This is a genomic window from Nonomuraea solani (assembly GCF_900108335.1).
GTDB classification, from domain to species: Bacteria; Actinomycetota; Actinomycetes; order Streptosporangiales; family Streptosporangiaceae; genus Nonomuraea; species Nonomuraea solani.
This window is the reverse complement of sequence record NZ_FNVT01000023.1, coordinates 131,866-148,596: the sequence shown is the minus strand read 5'-3', so window position 1 is coordinate 148,596 and position 16,731 is coordinate 131,866. Positions and strand designations below refer to the sequence as shown.

The window sequence follows — 16,731 nt, the reverse complement described above, 5'->3', positions numbered from 1 at the left end:
GTCGACACCAACGCCTGGTACGTCCTGGTCAACCGCAACAGCGGCAAGGCCCTCGACGTCTACAACTCCTCGACCGCCGACGGCGGCCGTATCACCCAGTGGACCCGCAACAACGGCAACCAGCAGCAATGGCAGTTCGTCGACTCCGGCGGCGGCTACTACCGCGTCAAGTCCCGCCACTCCGGCAAGGTCCTCGACGTCTACAACTTCTCCACCGCCAACGGCGGCTCCATCGTGCAATGGGCCGACGGCAACGGCACCAACCAGCAGTGGCGCCTGGCCGACTCGGCCGGCGGCCACGTACGGCTCATCTCCCGCCACAGCAACAAGGCCCTGGAGGTCCAAGGCGCCTCCACCGCCGACAACGCCGGCATCGTCCAATACGACGACTGGGGCGGCACCAACCAGCAATGGCAGCTCGTCCAGGTCGGCGGCGGCAACCCCGGCCCGTGCGACCTCCCCGCGACCTACCGCTGGACCTCCACCGGCCAGCTCGCCACCCCGAAATCGGGCTGGGTCTCGCTCAAGGACTTCACCGTCGCCCCCTACAACGGCCGGCACCTCGTCTACGCCACCACCCACGACACCGGCACCCGATGGGGCTCGATGAACTTCAGCCTCTTCACCAACTGGCCCGAGATGGCCTCCGCCGGCCAGAACGCCATGTCCAACTCCACCGTCGCCCCCACACTCTTCTACTTCGCCCCCAAGAACATCTGGGTGCTCGCCTACCAATGGGGCGGCACCGCCTTCTCCTACCGCACCTCCACCGACCCGGCCAACCCGAACGGCTGGTCGGCACAGCAGGTGCTCTTCTCCGGCAGCATCACCGACTCCGGCACCGGGCCCATCGACCAGACCCTCATCGGCGACGGCACCAACATGTACCTGTTCTTCGCCGGCGACAACGGCAGGATCTACCGGGCCAGCATGCCCCTCGGCAACTTCCCCGCCAGCTTCGGCAGCACCTCCACCGTGATCATGAGCGACACCAGGAACAACCTGTTCGAAGCCGTCCAGGTCTACAAACTCCACAACCAGAACAAATACCTCATGCTCGTCGAGGCCATCGGCGCACAAGGCCGCTACTTCCGCTCCTTCACCGCCACCAGCCTCAACGGCACATGGACACCCCAGGCCGCCACCGAGAGCAACCCCTTCGCCGGCAAGGCCAACAGCGGCGCCACCTGGACCAACGACATCAGCCACGGCGAACTGATCCGCACCAGCGCCGACCAGACCTTCACCGTCGACCCCTGCAACCTCCAACTGCTCTACCAAGGCCGCAGCCCCAACTCCGGCGGCGACTACGGCCTCCTGCCCTACCGGCCGGGCCTGCTGACCCTGCAACGCTGACGGCCTGACGAGCGGGGCTCCGGAAAAAGATCCGGGCCCCGCTTTTGACATCTTAGAGCATCTATGTTTCCTTAATGCCTCTAAGGAATGACATGAATCTGTGGGGGATCCTGCTCGCGGCGCTGTTGCGGCCCTCGCGCTGCGGGGCGGCCGGAACGCGCTGCCGCTCGCCGCCGCCGTCCTGGCCACGCCGTGGCTCGGCATGATCGGCGCGCTGCTGTTCCCCGGCACCGCCACCTACGACCCGGAGTTCTCCGGCAGGACCGTCTTCGTCCTCGGCCTGCACGGGCAGGTCTTCATGGCGGCCGTCCTGCTCCTGGCCCTGACCGGTGCTACAGCGGCGACACTGCGGGCGTCTCGGCGGTGACTGCACCTGCGAACCCGCGAAGGAGGCATGACAGTCATCACAGTCGGTACGTGTTAGTTGTTTCTACCGGCGAAGGCCGTGGCGGGCGAGGCTTGACGTGCGACAAGGGGCAGCGAGCAGTCCAGATGCCCGCTGCCACTCCCATCGGATCTCGGCTGTGAGCCGGGGCGGAAGGAGAGTGGGCCCAATGGCCGAAAGCCTCTACATCCTTGGTGACGAGGACCGCAAGAAGTTCGCCAGGCTGATCGCCGCCGCCTGGTCGGAGAACGAGGTGAAGTCCCGTTACGGCCGCGAGCCCCGCTTGATGCTGGCCGAGTACGGCATCGCCTACCCGGAGGGCGTGGCCACGCCGCCGCTGCCCCCGAAGCCCGCCGGCGAGTTCAGCGTCGAGGAGCTCGAGGTCGCGGCCGGCACCGAGCAGGCGCCCGACGGCTGCATGGGCTCCGCCAGCTCGGTCAGCACCATCGGCGGCACCGCCTTCACCGCCGGCACGTTCGGCTGCGGCGCGAGCGTGACGGAGTAGCAACCCTGCCATGGGGGCGCGGTCCGGCCTGGTCGCACCCCCAGGCCCACGCCGTGGCACCCGGCGGCCCGCCGCCGCCGGGTGTCGCCCTGCCGGAGTACATGGCGGCCGCGTAAACAACGGCGGATCGTGGCCGGTGCGGAAACCCTCCAAAAGGGAAAACGCATCGTGACGCGTTGCCTTTACGGAAATCGGTTGTCATGATCCGTTTGTGACTCAGACTGGGGTTCCCGGTTCGAGGGTGGCGGCCCGTACGCCACCGGCGGTGCGGCTCGGCCGCGCGACGATCGTGGCGTTCGCCGTCTACCTGATCATTCCCACGTTCGCGCACTACGCCGAGAGCCCGCAACCGGGCCGCGTCGAGGGCCTCGTGCTGGCGATCGCGGTCCTCGCCCTCTACATCGCCGCCGGCTGCACCGGCCCGCGCGGGCCCTGGCACCGGTGGGCGGTGGGGATCATGGCGCTCCTGGTCTACCTGCCGCTGCCGTTCCTGGGCGAGTGGTGGGCCGCGTCGGGGGTCTTCCTCGCCGCGATGGCGCTGGGCATCCTGCCCAGGCCGTACCCGTTGCCGGCGTTCCTGCTCGTGGCCGTCGCCGAGACGATCAAGGCGATGGCGCTCGGGGACGTGCTCTGGGAGGGCCTGTCCTGGACCCTGTCCGTCTCCGTGGCGGCCATTCCCCTGGCGGGTCTGACGCATTTCGCGGAAACGGCGCGGCTTCTCTACACGACCAGGATCGAGTTCGCGGCGCTGGAGGTGGCGGCGCAGCGCGCGCGGGCGATGAGCGAACTGGAGGGCATCCTCGGCAGCCGGCTCGACGCCATCGCCGAGCAGGGCCGCCGGGTCGTCGCCGACGTGGACGGCGACACGGAAGTGGTCAGGAAAGAGCTGGGCCGCATGCTCGACATGGCTCGCGAGTCCCAGCGGGAGATGCGCAGTTTCGCGCATCGGGAGCAGCGGCTCCCATCTGAAAAGCCCGATGACCAGAAATGACGAACATCACGATACGCCGGTGTTAGTTGTTTCTGGCGGCCTTTGCCGCCGATGACGAATCTGGATCTCGTAGGCGGCCACCCCGGAGCCTCGCCGAAGAGGTGACCTCATGCCTGAAATGCCCGAAATATCCCCCGACCTACGGACGCAGCTCGCCCGATTCGTCGCCCGCGCCTGGTCCGACGAGGCGCTCAGGCGGGAGTTCGAACGAGACCCGCGCGCCGCCCTCACCGAAGCGGGCGTCGACTGGCCGCGTGAGCTGCCCCTGCCCGACCTGCCCGAACACCCCGGTCAGGCCATCGACCTGGAGAGTCTCGAATCGTCCGCGGGCGGCGCCCTCGGCACGATCGGCACCGTGAGCTGCCCGACCGGCTGCTTCTCCGGCGGACGGCAAGCCTGAAGTCCCAGGCGGGGCGGTGGGCAGTCCAGATGTCCACCACCCCGCACGAAAAAGCATCTCACACACCCGCGGCGGGAGGCCCTGTGATGACTGTGGACACGATCGGCTGGGACATGACCCAGCGCAGAGCGTTCGGCGAGCTGACCGCGAGGTCATGGCTCGACACCGACTTCAAACTCCGGTACGAGAGCGACCCCCTCTCGGTCCTGGCCGAGTACGACCTCCGGCCGGCCGCCGGACAGGACGCCCCGGCACTGCCGCCGGAGCCCGGCACGGAGCTCGTCATCGAGATGCTCACCGGCTCCGCCGGGGCCGTGCCGCCGCCCCCTCCGCCTCCGTGCCTGCTCAGCCTCTGCTTCTGCATCTACACCCCGAGAGGTGCCCTGCGATGACCACGACCGCGGTGGAGGCGCCCGGAGGCGAGCGGATCGACGAGCTCGTCTCCACGGTGCGAACCAAGGCGTGGCTCGCCGCGGTCGCACTCATCCTGGTCGCGGGCTGCGCGGCGAGCTGGGCCTTGCTGGGGCAGGTCCGTGACGTGGTCACCGGCACCGGCGTGCTGGTGGCCGGCACCGGTCCCGTGCCGGTGGCCGCCCCCGTGGCCGGCAGCGTGGCGAAGGTCCTGGTCCGCGTGGGCCAGGAGGTGACCCCCGCGACCCCGCTGGCCGTACTGGCCGACGGGCGGGGACGCGAGCACGTCGTCACGGGCACGGCGAGCGGCCGGGTGCTGCGCGCGGCGGCCCCCGGCACCACGCTGACCGCCGGCGGCGCCGTCGCGGCCGTCGACCCGGTCACCGGCCCCCTGCGGGCGCTGCTCCTGGTCGACCGGGACCGGATCGGCGCGCTCGCCCCTGGCCAGACCGTCACGCTGAGCGGCGCGAACGTGCGCGGCCGGGTGAGCGCGGTGGAACCGTACCCGGCCTCGGAAGAGCTGTTCGGCGAAGCGCTGAAAGTGGACGGGCGGCATCTGGTGACCGTCGACCTCGACCGGCCGGCCTGGCCGGGCGCCACGCTCACCCCGGTCTCCGGGGAGATCACCGTCGCCGTCGTCCGCCCCGTGGACGCCCTGTTCGCCGGAGGCCGTCGTGGCTGAGACCACCACCAGGCCGCGGCCGGTCCGCACCGAGCGCCGGCCGCAGATGGAGGACGCCGACTGCGGGCCCGCCTGCCTGAGCACGATCTTCGCCTTCCACGGTCTGCGCGTTCCCCTGCACGAGATCAGGGAACGCTGCGGGGTCGGCAGGGACGGGCTCACCGGAGCCGGGCTCAAGGCGGCGGCCGAGGAGTACGGCTTCACGATCGGCGGCTTCCGGGTGGAGGCCGACGCCCTGGAGAGCTTCCCCGTCCCCTCGATGATCTTCGTTGACCAGCGCCACTACGTGGTGCTGGAGGGCATGCGCAAGCGGTGGGCCTATCTCAACGACCCCGCCGTGGGCAGGATCCGGCTGAGCAGAGAGGAGTTCCGGCAGCGTTTCAGCGGGATCGTGCTGGTGCCGCGCCCTGGTGAGGGTTTCGCCCCGGGAGGGCCGCGGTTCCCGATGGCCCGCTCGGCGCTGGCGAAGGTGCGGCCGTACCTGTCCACGCTGCTCGCCGTCGGCCTCATGGCGTTCATGCTGGCCCTGCCCGCGGCGGTCACCGCGCTGCTGACCCGGGTCCTGCTCGGCAAGGTGCTGGTCGACGGCGGCGCGGCCTGGTCCGTGCCCGTGCTGCTCGGGCTGCTCGGCTGCGTCGGCTTCACCCTGGCCGGCACATGGGCGCAGCAGCGGCTGCTCGGCGCCGTGCAGATGGCGATGGCGGCCGACCTGTCAGGCCGGTACGTGTGGCGGCTGCTCAGGCTGCCCGGCGACCATTTCCACCGGCGGCAGACCGGCGGCCTGGTGACCAGGACGTCCTTCGGCGCCGGGCTGGCCCTGCTGCTGTCGGACCGGGTCGCCACCACCATCGCGGCCCTGCTGACCATGGTGGTGCACTGCTCGATCCTGTTCGCCTTCCACCCGGCCTTCGCCGCGGTCGCCGTGCTGCTGGGGGCGGTCAACCTGGTGGCGATGCGCGCGGTCAGCCGACGTACCGCCCCGCACCAGCAGCGGTTCATCTTCGACGAGCACCGCAGGGACAGCATGGCGTTCAACGGCGTCTCGATGGCCGAGTCGCTGAAGGCCGACGGCGCCGAGGGCTGGTTCTTCGCCAAATGGGCGGGGCTGTCGGCGCGCGCCATGTCGGCGGCCCAGGAGCTGATGCGGATCACGCAGGCGCTGATGGTGGTGCCGGCCGCGCTCGGCTCGCTCGCCGGGGCCACCATGGTGATCACCGGGGCGGTGCTGATGGCCCGCGGCGAGATCACGATGGAGACCGTCATCGCGGCCCAGCTCCTCATCGGCGCCTTCCTCGTACCCATGTCGTCCCTGGTCGGGATCGGCGCCGAGGCGCAGATCGCGTTCGCGCAGACCAGCATGCTCGACGACGCGCTGTGCGCCGAGCCCGACCCCCGGCACGCCGAGCCGCCCCGCACTCCCGAAGGGGCGGGCGGCCTGCGCGGCGCGGTGGAGTTCGACCGGGTCACCTTCGGGTACGACCGCCAGCACGGGCCGGTGATCAAGGAGCTGTCGTGGCGCGCGGAGCCCGGCCGGCGCATCGCCATCGTCGGCCGTACCGGCAGCGGCAAGTCCACGGTCGCCCGGCTGCTCACCGGCGCGGTCATGCCGTGGTCCGGGCAGATCAAATTCGACGGCGTGCCCAGGGACGAGACGCCCAGGGAGACGCTGTCCACCTCGATCGGCTACGTGGAGCAGAACCTGCAGGTGTTCGAGGGCACGGTGGCCGACAACCTCACGCTGTGGGACCCGACGGTACCCGCGTACCGGCTGCGCAGAGCGGTCGGCGACGCCTGCATCGCCGACGTGGTCCACCGCAGGGGCGGGCTGTCGGGCGGCTGGGTCGAGGAGCGCGGCCGCAACCTGTCGGGCGGCGAACGGCAGCGCCTGGAGATCGCCCGGGCGCTGGCCCTGGCGCCCTCGGTGCTGGTCCTGGACGAGGCCACCAGCGCACTCGACGCGGAGACCGAGGCCCTGGTGGACGCCAATCTCAAGGCCAGGGGCTGCACGTGCGTGGTCATCGCGCACCGGCTCAGCACCGTGCGCGACAGCGACCTGATCCTCGTCCTGGACCGCGGCGAGGTCGTCCAGCGGGGCACGCACGCCGAGCTCATCGCCGAGCCCGGTCTCTACCGCACGCTCGTCGAGGAAGCGGCATGAACCTGAAGCCCGTCAGCAAGAGTGACACGGACGGCTACCCCGTCAGCGAGATCGAGCTCATCGACCCCTACGCCTGCTGGCGCGTGGTCAGCGGTTTCGTCGACGTGCTGCTGTCGCCGGTGGACGGCCGGGGGCCCCGCCGCCGCGTCGTCCGGGTGGAGAGCGGGCAGCTCATGCACGGCTTCGCCGCCACCGACCTGCCGCGCGGCTACACCGTGCTGGCCTCCCCGGCCGACGGTACGTCCGTGCGCCGTGTCCGCAGGGACGCCGCCGCGCTGTCGGCCTGGGCGCGCCGCCTCCAGCAGGACGGCACCTCCCGCCGCCGCCCCGGCGCGGCGGAGGACCCGCCGGGCGAGCGCGAACTGCGCGCGCTGCATCGCGGGGCGCTGGAGCAGGTGCTGCTGCTGGCCGAGGCGGAGGAGGCCGACCGGGACAACTGGCGCGCGGCCAGGGTGACGGCCACGAGCGAGACGCTCCGGCGCTCGTTCGCCGACGTCGCGGTCGCCGCCGGCACGCCGCCCACCCCCGACCGGCCCAGGACGACCGCCGAGCACGCCGCGAAAGTGGTCAAGACGCTCGGCGACCACTGCGGATTCACCGTAGGAGAGACCTCCCCCACCTCTGCCGACCCGCTCGGCGCGGCGCTGGACGCCGCCAGGGTCAGGCACCGGCGGGTGCGCCTGGAGGGACGGTGGTGGCGCCAGGCCACCGTTCCCATGATCGGCTTCACCCGGGAGGGCGGGCGGCCGGTGGCGCTCCTCCCCCACCGGGGCGGCTACCGCAGCGCCGACCCGGTGGGGGACCCGTGCCGGGTGACCGAATCCGTGGCCGCCGGCCTCGAACCCGACGCCTGGCAGATCTATCCGCCGCTCGGCGACGACCTCACCTCTCCCCTGGCGCTGCTCAGATTCGGCCTGCGCGGCGCGGGCAGGGAGCTGGCCTGGCTCCTCGGGGCGGGCGGCGGCGCCGCGCTGCTCGCGCTCGGCGTCCCCCTGTTCACCTTCAGCCTCCTGAGCTCGGCGGCCGACCCCGCCGAGCGGCCGGCGACGATCTGGATCGCGGTGGTCATCGCCGCCATGGTGTGCGCGAGCACCCTGCTCCTCGCCGTGCGCAACTCGGTGCTCGTACGCGTCCACGGACGGCTCCAGGAACGGCTCGAACCCGCCGTCTGGGGCCACCTCGTCTCGCTCGACCTGCCGTTCTTCAACCAGTACAGCACCGGCGAGCTGGTCCAGCGCGCCAACGCCGTCGCCGACATGCGCAAGGCGCTCGGCGAGGCCGCGGTCAACTCCCTGCTCGGCGGCATGTTCTCGCTGCTCGGCCTGCTGGCGCTGGTCGCCGTGGACTGGCGGCTGGCCCTGGCCGCGCTGGGCGGGGTCGGCGCGCTGCTGGCCGTGCTCGCCGGGCGCGCGGTCCGTCAGCAGCGGCACGAGCTGGTCATGCACGAGCAGTACGGGAAGGTCTACTCCCTCCTGTACGCGTGCCTCGGCGCGATCGACAAGATCCATGTCGCGGGCCGGGAGGCCCAGGTGTTCGGGCTGTGGTCCCGGCTGTTCGCCACCCAGCAGCGCGCGGTCGCCGCGGCCCAGCGCGAGCGGGCGGTCTCGGCGGCGATCGGCGCCGCGGCGCAGCCGATCCTGCTCCTGGTCCTCGCCTTCACGGGCCTGACCCTGGGCGTCCCGGCGGCGTCCTTCGTGATCGCCGCCGTGGCGCTCGGCCAGTTCGTGCTCGCGCTCGGCCAGATGAACCGGGCGGTGGAGGCGGCCTTCGCCCTGCTGCCCCGGTTCGAGCGGCTGCGCCCGGTGCTGGAGCGGGCGCCCGAGACGTCGCCGGGCGCGAAGGACCCCGGCGAGCTGAGCGGGCTGGTCCGGCTCGGCGGCGTCTCCTTCGCCTATCCCGGCACCGCGATGCGGATCCTCGACGACGTGTCGATGGTGTTCAGGCCGGGCGAGTTCGTCGCGGTCGCGGGCCCGTCCGGCGCGGGCAAGTCCACGCTGGTGCGGCTGCTGCTGGGCTTCGACGCGCCCCGTACCGGCCAGGTGCTCTACGACGGCGGCGACCTGCGCGACCTCGACCTGCGCCGGGTACGCGCCCAGGTCGGCGTAGTGATGCAGCAGGCCAGAGTGCTCAGAGGCTCGATCCTGGAGAACATCATCGGCGACGTGCCGGGCGCGACGGAGGAGGACGCCTGGCGGGCGGCCCGCCTCGCCGACCTGGACGGCGACATCGCCGCGATGCCCATGGGCCTGCACACCATCGTCGGGGAGGACAACGCGTCCTTCTCGGGCGGCCAGCTCCAGCGGCTGCTCATCGCCAGAGCGCTGGTCAAGCGCCCGCGGATCCTCATCCTCGACGAGGCGACGAGCGCCCTGGACAACCACACGCAGGCGCTGGTCAGCCGGCGGATCGCCGAGCTGGACATCACCCGGATCGTGATCGCGCACCGGCTGAGCACCATCAGGTCGGCGGATCGGATCTACGTACTCGACCAGGGGAGGGTCGTCGCCGACGGCCCCTTCGAGGAGCTGATGGACGACAGCCGGCTCTTCGCCCGCATGGTCCGCCGACAGGAGGTCTGAGATGACGCTCTCGGTTCACGCCGGATTCGCCGAAGCGCAGGGTGAGAGCCTGCTCGCGGTCCCGGGCGGGGACGAACGGCTGATGGCCGTGCTCGCCGCCGCCGCGCCCTTTCCCGAGCGGGTGTCGGGAGAGTTCTTCGTCCCGGTGGCGGGGCGTGGCCCGCGTCAGGCGTCCGAACGTACCAAACGCTGGCTCAAGGCCGCCGTCGGCGACGACGAGGACGCCAAGCGGGCGCTGCTGCAGCACCGCAGGCGCTCGGGCCGCGACCTCGGGGCCGGGCTCATCGACGTGCGGCTCGCCGACCCGCGCAGACTGCCCGACTGGGGCTACGCCCTGGTGGACTTCCTGCTCGCCCAGCCGCCCACGGCCGCGGCCGACCCCGCGTCCGGGCGGCCCGGCTCCCCGTTCGTGGCGTTCAGGCGCGCCGTCAACCGGCTGGTGGACATCAAGGACGGCAAGGTACGCGGCGTGCCCGTCACGCCCGAGGCGTGCGAGGACCTCGCGGGCCAGTTGATCGAGCGCCTGACGCAGGTCTGCTTCTCCGGTTTCGCGTTCGAGGCGCAGCTCAACGGCACCGCCAACGACGTGTCCGCGTGGCTGCAGAGCCCGGGCCTGGACGTCAGCCAGTCCGGCTGGCTCGACCGGCTGGAGACACTGCCGGGGCTGGCCTACGTCATGGGCGTGGTCTGCCTGCAGTGGCGGCGCGTCGTCCACGAGCTGTTCGACCGGCTGAACGCCGACCTGCCCGAGCTGCGCAGGACGTTGTGGGGCTGGACCGCTCCCGGCCCGGTCACGGGCTATTCGGGCGACTCGGGAGACCCGCACAACCATGGCCGGGTGGTCACGCTGCTCACCTTCGCCTCGGGCGAGCGGGTCGTCTACAAGCCGAAGGACCTGCGCTCGGTGGTCGGGCTGATGGACGTGTGCACCCTGCTGAACAACCACGGGCTGCCGCTCCCCCTGCACACCCGCGCGGTCGTCCTGCGCGACGGCTACGGCTGGGAGGAGTACGTCACCTCCGAGCCCGCCGCCGGCGAGGACGGCGTCCGCCGCTACTACACGCGCCTGGGCATGCTGGCCAGGCTCGCCCAGTTCCTGGAGTGCCGCGACCTGTGGGCCGACAACCTGGTCGCCAAGGGGGACACCCCGGTCTTCATCGACCTGGAGAACGTGCTCCAGGCCCGCATCAGCAAGCCCGCCCTGATCGGCGACCGCATCAGGTCCCTGTGGGGGAAGGTCGAGGAGACGGTGGCCAAGACCGCCGTCATCAGCTTTCCCCGGGTGATCGCGGGCGGCGTCCAGGCGCAGGACATCGGCTGCATGGCCGGGCTGCAGGAGCAGGTCGCCCTCAACTCCACGGGCTATCCGCTCGGCTGGGAGGCGCCGCCGTACCGGCCGACGTGGGGCGCGGGCGAGCTGGCCGACCCGAGCCGCTACGCCGACGAGGTGGCCGAGGGATACCGGCTGATGCAGGACTGCCTGCTGCGCAACCGCACCCTGCTGGCCGACGCCCGCGGCCCGCTCGCCCTGCTCCAGGACGCGCCGGTCCGCTACATCTGGCGCAGCACCTGGGACTGCGTCGAACTGCTCGGCATGAGCCTGAGCCCGGGGGCGCTGATCGACGGGATGGCCAGGGAGGTCACCCTGGCCCACTTGTTCCGCAGCGCCCGCGAGACGCTGCGGCGGGACCCGGGGCGCGAGGACATCCTGGAGATCGTCGAGCAGGAGATCGACGCGTTCCGCCGGATGGACGTCCCGCTGTTCGTCTCCAGGCCGGGATCGGACTCGGTGTTCACCCCCGACGGCGTCGAGATTCCCGGGCACTTCTCGGGCACGGCCTGGCAGCGGCTCCAGGACCGCGTCGCCGACCTGGCGGGGTTCCCGGTGGACGAACACCTCGCCGTGCTGGAGACCTGCCTGGACTTCACCGGCGCGAGGGAGCTGCCCGCCTCGTTCCCCGGCCCCGGGCCGCGGCCCCGGACGATCCGCGAGATCGGCCAGTACGTCTACGACCTGTCGGGCCGGCGGGCGGAGCCCGAGGCCGAGGTGCTGCTCGCCCGCGCCGGGGAGCTGGCCGGCGAGGTGCTCGACGCCGCCGTCCCGCTCCCGGGCCCCGCGGGCGAGCGGTCCGGCTGGATCGGCGTGGTCACCTACCCCGCGCACGGGCTTGACCAGATCGAACCCTTGCAAGGCGACCTGCTCACCGGCACCGCCGGCCTGGCCGTCTTCCTCGCCGAGCTGTACGCCAACACCGGCGCCCCCGGTCACTGGACGGCGGCGCAGGACGCGCTGGACGCCTCGGCCGAGTTCGCGGCCCTGTCCACCCGGTCGACCGTCTACCGCCGGATGTGCGGGACCCTCGCGCCGGTCGGCGCGTTCGTGGGTCTCGGCTCGGCCATCTACGCGCTGAGCCGCTGCGGCCACACGCTGGGCGACACCCGGCTCGTGGAGCGGGCGGCCGCGCTGGTGCCGCTCGCCGAGGAGCAGTTGTCCCTGCCGACCTCCGCCGAGCCCGTGCTGGGCCGGGCCGGGCTGCTGCTCGCCCTGCACAAACTGCGCGAAGCCTCCCCGGTGACGGTCCCGGCGGCCGAGGCGCTCGTCGTACGGCTGCACGAGGAACTGCTGGCCGAGCTGGGCGCCACGGGCGCGTCGCCGTACCCGCCGGGTCTGGCCGCGCTCGACGGGGTGCCCACCGGGCAGGACGGGCTGGTGTGGGCGCTGGCCGTCAGCGCGGCCGCGCTGGGTTCCGCCTCCGCGCCGCTGCTGGCGCACCGGTTCGCCCTCGACACGCCCGGTTCGCTGCTCGCCGCCGTCGCCACCGCCCACCTGCTCACCGGCGAGGTGCCCGGTGACCTGCGGGAACGCGTGGCCAGATACTGCGCGGCCGACGCGGCACGTTCCTGCGCGCGGCTCGTCGTGGACACCGAGGTGGCGCTGCACACCGCCCGCCTGACCGGCGACTCGGCGCTGGAGCGCGCCGCCGGGGGGCTGGCCGCCGAGCTGCTGCGCCGCCGCGACCACACGGGCCGCTGGTTCGCCGACCGGCGGCGCGCCGACCGGCTGTCCCTGTCCGCCACCGACGGGCTCGCCGCGGCGGGGCTCACCCTCCTCCGGCTCGCCGACGACCAGGTCGCCTCGCTACGTCTCGTGCACTGATGCGTGCCCTGATTCGTGTACTGACTCGTGCCCTGATTCGTGTACTGAAAGGACTGCCATGGACGCCCGACCATCTTTCCGCCGCCATCTCAGGGTCGAGGTCATCGAGGGAGAAGGGGTCTACCTGATCTCCGAGCGGGACACCCATGTGCTCTCCGGCCGGTCGATCGAGGCGGTGGCCGGTCTGCTCGACGGCAAGCACACCGTCCAGGACATCCTGGTCGCGGTGGAGCCGGAGGTTCCGCCGGAGAACGTCTTCTATGTGCTGCACACGCTCAAGCAGCGTGATCTGGTGGTGGACGTCACCGAGGACCTGGAGCGCGGTACGGCCGCGTACTGGGAGATGGCGGGCCTGGAGGCGCAGGAGGCGGCCGGCGCGGTGCGCGGCGGCCGGGCCGAGCTGATCACCGTCGGTGACGTGCCGGCCGAGGAGTTACGTGACCTGCTGGCCGCCGAAGGGGTGGAGGTGACCGGTGAGGATGCGGCGCTGACCATCGTGCTGGCCGACGACTATCTGCGAGGCGAGCTGGCCGAGATCAACCGGCGGCACCTGGCGGACGGGCGGCCGTGGCTGCTGGCCCGTACGACCGGCCCCGTCCTCTGGCTGGGGCCCGTCTTCCAGCCCGGGGCCGGTGACGGCGGCTGCTGGCGGTGCCTGACGCAGCGGCTGGAAGGGCACCGGCAGTCGCTGACCTACATCGAGGACCGGCTGCGCAGCGGCCGGCCGCTGGCCCTGCCCGCCGCCGACCTGCCGCTGACCCGGGACGCGGGCGTGCGGCTCGTCGCGGCCGAGGCCGTCAAATGGCTGGCCGGGATGCGGAACCCGGAACAGCGCGACGTGGTCACCTTCGACACCATGAACCTCGGCGCCGTCCGGCACGAGCTGCGCCGCCGGCCACAGTGCCCCGCGTGCGGCGACGCCGGGCTGATGGCCGCGGCGGCGGAGTCGCCGGTCGAGCCGCGCTCGCGGCCGAAGACGTTCACCGCCGACGGGGGCCACCGGTCACGGCACCCTGAGGACACCGCCGAACGGTACGCCCACCTGGTCAGCCCGGTCACCGGCGTCATCCGCGAACTCGCCAGGATGAGCACCGGGGTGCCCTTCGTCAAGGCGTACATGGCCGGGCACAACTTCTCCCGGGAGGTCCGCGACCTCGCCTCGCTGCGCAAGGGGCTGCGCACGCAGAGCGCCGGCAAGGGCATGACCGACCTGCAGGCGAAGGTCAGCGCCATGTGCGAGGCGATGGAACGCTACTCGGGCGTCTTCCAGGGCGACGAGTCCAGGCGCCGGGCGAGCCTGCGCGAGCTCGGCGCGGACGCCGTGCACCCGAACACCTGCTCGCTCTACAGCGACAGCCAATATCGCACCCGCCTGGAGCTGCGCTCCAGCTCCCCCTACTCCTTCGTCAACGACCCTCTCGACGAGGACGCCGCCATCGAGTGGACGCCCGTGTGGTCGCTGACCGAGCGGCGGCACAAGTATCTGCCCACGGGCTACCTCTACTACTACTACAACGACCCGCACTCCACCGGCCCGCTCTACGCCTGGGCCGACTCCAACGGCAACGCGGCCGGCTCCTCCCTGGAGGACGCCGTCGTGCAGGGTTTCATGGAGCTCGTCGAGCGGGACGCGGTGGCCGTGTGGTGGTACAACCGCGTGCGCCGGCCCGCCTTCGACCTCGCGAGCTTCGCCGACCCGTGGATGGCCGAGTTCCAGGAGGTCTACGCCGGTCTGGGGCGTGACCTGCACGTGCTCGACCTCACCAACGACCTCGGCGTCCCGGTGGCCGCCGCGATCAGCCGGCGGGTCGACGGGCCGTCCGAGGACATCCTCATGGCCTTCGGCGCCCACTTCGACGTGCGCATCGCCGTCCAGCGCGCCCTGGCCGAGCTGAACCAGTTCATCCCGGCGGTCATCGACGTCGGCCCGGACGGCGTGACCCGGTACCGGTTCCCCGAGCGGGACCAGGTCGACTGGTGGAAGAACGGGCGCGTGGCGGACCATCCGTACCTGTCGCCCACCGCGGTCACCGTGCCCGCGTCCGCCTACGACCGGCCGGCCACCACCGACCTGCTCGACGACGTCGAGGCGGCCCGCGCGCTGGTCGAGGAGCGCGGGATGGAGATGCTCGTGCTCGACCAGACCAGGCCCGACATCGGCCTGCCGGTCGTCAAGGTCATCGTGCCCGGCATGCGCCACTTCTGGCGGCGGCTGGCCCCCGGCCGCCTCTACGACGTGCCCGTACGGCTCGGCTGGCTCGCCGAACCCACCCCGGAGGAGCGGATGAACCCCATCACGATGTTCCTATGACCGTCCCCATGCCCATGGTCGGTCTGCACGAGGATGCCGTGGTCGAGTCGGCGGACGGCGTGCTGACCATCGCGCAACCGTTCGGCGTGGTCGGCCTGCGCGGTCTGCCGCCGTCCATCGAGTCGCTGCTGCGCGAGCTGCCCGGCACGCTGGCCGGCGAGGACGAGCTGGCCGAGCGGCTCCTCGCGGCGGGCGGCACCAGCCACGACGCCGCCCTGCTCTACCTGACGCTGTCCCGGCTGCGCCCGGTCCTCGTCCACGCGGTCGAGCCGCTGCTGCGGGTGACGCCCATCGCCCGCGAGGCCCGGTTCGAGCTTCCCCGCCTGGCTTCCGAGGAGACGGTGCGGCTGTCGAGGTTCGCGTTCCTCCGCAGGTCGGAGCTGGGTCTCGTCCTGGAGTCCCCGTTGTCCCGGCACCGCGTCACGCTCACCGAGGACGCCATGCCGCTGCTCGCGGCGCTCGGCCGCCCTGTGATGGTGAAGGAGGCGCCCGAGGCGCTCGGCCACCTCGTCGCCGCCGGCATGGCCGTCGCCGACGACGCCGAGGAACGCGACCCGGCGCTGCGCGGGTGGGACTTCCACGACCTGCTCTTCCACTCCAGGAGCAGGCTGGGGCGGCACGACCAGCCGTTCGGCGCGACCTATCGCTTCGTGGACGAGACGCCGCCGGAACCGGTGACCAAGCGGCCGCCCGAGGGCGCCGTCGTGGAGCTGTACCGGCCCTCCCTGGAGGAGGCCGCCGCAGCCGACCCGCCGTTCACCACCGTGCTGGAGTCGCGCAGGTCGGTGCGCCGGTACGCCTCCGCGCCGACGGTCCGGCAACTCGGCGAGCTGCTCTACCGGGCGGCCCGGGTCAGGCACGTCTTCGAACCGCAGCCCGGCGCGCCGTACCAGGCCAGCAGCAGGCCGTACCCGGGCGGTGGCGCCGTCTACGAGCTGGAGCTGTACCTGACCGTCGCCCGGTGCGAGGGGCTGGACGGCGGCCTCTACTACTACGACCCGCTCGGCCACCGGCTCATCACCCTGCCCGCCAGGCCCGAGGACGCGCGGGCGATGCTGTCCACGGCGAGCCTCGCCACGGGCGGAGCGGCCGATCCGGACGTGCTGATCACCATGACCTCGCGCTTCCAGCGCATGTCGTGGAAGTACTCCGGGATCGCCTACGCCGCCACGCTGAAGACCGCCGGTGCGCTCTACCAGACCCTCTACCTGGTGGCCACCGCGATGGGCCTGGCGCCCTGCGGTCTCGGCAGCGGCGACGCCGACCTGGCCGCCCGCGCCTTCGGCCTCGACTGGGCGACCGAGTCGTCGGTCGGGGACTTCCTCATCGGCGGCTCCCCCGCGGGGTCCGATTCGTGATGTCCGTCATGGGTGGCCGGTGTCGTCTGCATCTGCCCGCCCTCGCCCGCAGCCGGGATCGTGGCTGGGGAGAGGCCCGATCACCTTTTGAAGAAGGAGGCCCGCGATGGCCGAGAGCATCTACATTCTCGGGGACGAGGACCGCAAGAAGTTCGCCAGGCTGGTGGCGGCGGCCTGGCAGGACGGCGACCTGCGCGACCGCTACGAGGCCGAGCCCAGGGCCCTGCTGAGCCAGTACGGCATCGCCTACCCGCAGGGCGTGCCCACCCCGCCGCTGCCGCCCAAGCCGGACGGCGAGTTCGACATCACCGACCTGGAGTCGGCGGCCGGCTCCTCCGCGCCCTCCTCGGTCAGCACCGTCATGACGGCCACCTCCTACTGCGGGCCGAGCGTCCCCTCGACGGCCGGCGACACGTACTGACAGAAGGGACTTTTCCA

Annotated in this window: 13 protein-coding genes; all 13 read left to right on the top strand. The window is 72.1% G+C overall.

The features are described 5' to 3' along the window. On the top strand, positions 1 to 1,356 hold a 1,356-nt coding region (locus tag C4V41_RS50035), incomplete at its 5' end, for a non-reducing end alpha-L-arabinofuranosidase family hydrolase (RefSeq protein ID WP_103963133.1). 100 nt (positions 1,357 to 1,456) lie between these two features. Then, positions 1,457 to 1,723 carry a hypothetical protein gene (locus tag C4V41_RS50030; protein WP_200824782.1) on the top strand — a complete coding sequence of 89 codons (267 nt, stop codon included), beginning with the start codon at positions 1,457 to 1,459 and terminating at the stop codon, positions 1,721 to 1,723. 187 nt (positions 1,724 to 1,910) lie between these two features. Further along, complete coding sequence (locus C4V41_RS50025; protein WP_103963132.1) at positions 1,911 to 2,246, top strand: hypothetical protein; 336 nt, start codon at positions 1,911 to 1,913, stop codon at positions 2,244 to 2,246. 211 nt (positions 2,247 to 2,457) lie between these two features. Continuing rightward, a complete protein-coding gene (locus C4V41_RS50020) occupies positions 2,458 to 3,237 on the top strand; it encodes a hypothetical protein (protein ID WP_146104093.1) in 780 nt (259 codons plus the stop codon). Between the two features lie 109 nt (positions 3,238 to 3,346). Beyond that, complete coding sequence (locus tag C4V41_RS50015; RefSeq protein ID WP_146104092.1) at positions 3,347 to 3,637, top strand: hypothetical protein; 291 nt, start codon at positions 3,347 to 3,349, stop codon at positions 3,635 to 3,637. 86 nt (positions 3,638 to 3,723) lie between these two features. After that, positions 3,724 to 4,029: a putative TOMM peptide gene (locus tag C4V41_RS50010; protein ID WP_146104091.1), complete on the top strand. Its 306-nt coding sequence runs from the start codon at positions 3,724 to 3,726 to the stop codon at positions 4,027 to 4,029. Then, positions 4,026 to 4,730, top strand: a complete 705-nt coding sequence (locus C4V41_RS50005) for a hypothetical protein (RefSeq protein WP_103963128.1) — start codon at positions 4,026 to 4,028, stop codon at positions 4,728 to 4,730. The genes C4V41_RS50010 and C4V41_RS50005 overlap by 4 nt, the downstream gene beginning before the upstream one ends. Beyond that, positions 4,723 to 6,888 (top strand): cysteine peptidase family C39 domain-containing protein, encoded by a 2,166-nt coding sequence (locus tag C4V41_RS50000; RefSeq protein WP_103963127.1) that lies wholly within the window; start codon positions 4,723 to 4,725, stop codon positions 6,886 to 6,888. The genes C4V41_RS50005 and C4V41_RS50000 overlap by 8 nt, the downstream gene beginning before the upstream one ends. Further along, complete coding sequence (locus C4V41_RS49995) at positions 6,885 to 9,467, top strand: ATP-binding cassette domain-containing protein (RefSeq protein WP_103963126.1); 2,583 nt, start codon at positions 6,885 to 6,887, stop codon at positions 9,465 to 9,467. Before C4V41_RS50000 ends, C4V41_RS49995 begins: the two co-directional genes overlap by 4 nt. A 1-nt stretch (position 9,468) precedes the next feature. After that, complete coding sequence (gene lanM / locus C4V41_RS49990) at positions 9,469 to 12,624, top strand: type 2 lanthipeptide synthetase LanM (protein WP_103963125.1); 3,156 nt, start codon at positions 9,469 to 9,471, stop codon at positions 12,622 to 12,624. 58 nt (positions 12,625 to 12,682) lie between these two features. Further along, positions 12,683 to 14,935 carry a TOMM precursor leader peptide-binding protein gene (locus C4V41_RS49985; protein ID WP_103963124.1) on the top strand — a complete coding sequence of 751 codons (2,253 nt, stop codon included), beginning with the start codon at positions 12,683 to 12,685 and terminating at the stop codon, positions 14,933 to 14,935. Then, on the top strand, positions 14,932 to 16,293 hold the full coding sequence (locus tag C4V41_RS49980; RefSeq protein WP_103963123.1) for a SagB/ThcOx family dehydrogenase: 1,362 nt from the start codon (positions 14,932 to 14,934) through the stop codon (positions 16,291 to 16,293). The genes C4V41_RS49985 and C4V41_RS49980 overlap by 4 nt, the downstream gene beginning before the upstream one ends. 106 nt (positions 16,294 to 16,399) lie before the next feature. Further along, complete coding sequence (locus C4V41_RS49975) at positions 16,400 to 16,714, top strand: hypothetical protein (RefSeq protein WP_103963122.1); 315 nt, start codon at positions 16,400 to 16,402, stop codon at positions 16,712 to 16,714. Positions 16,715 to 16,731: the final 17 nt, after the last annotated feature.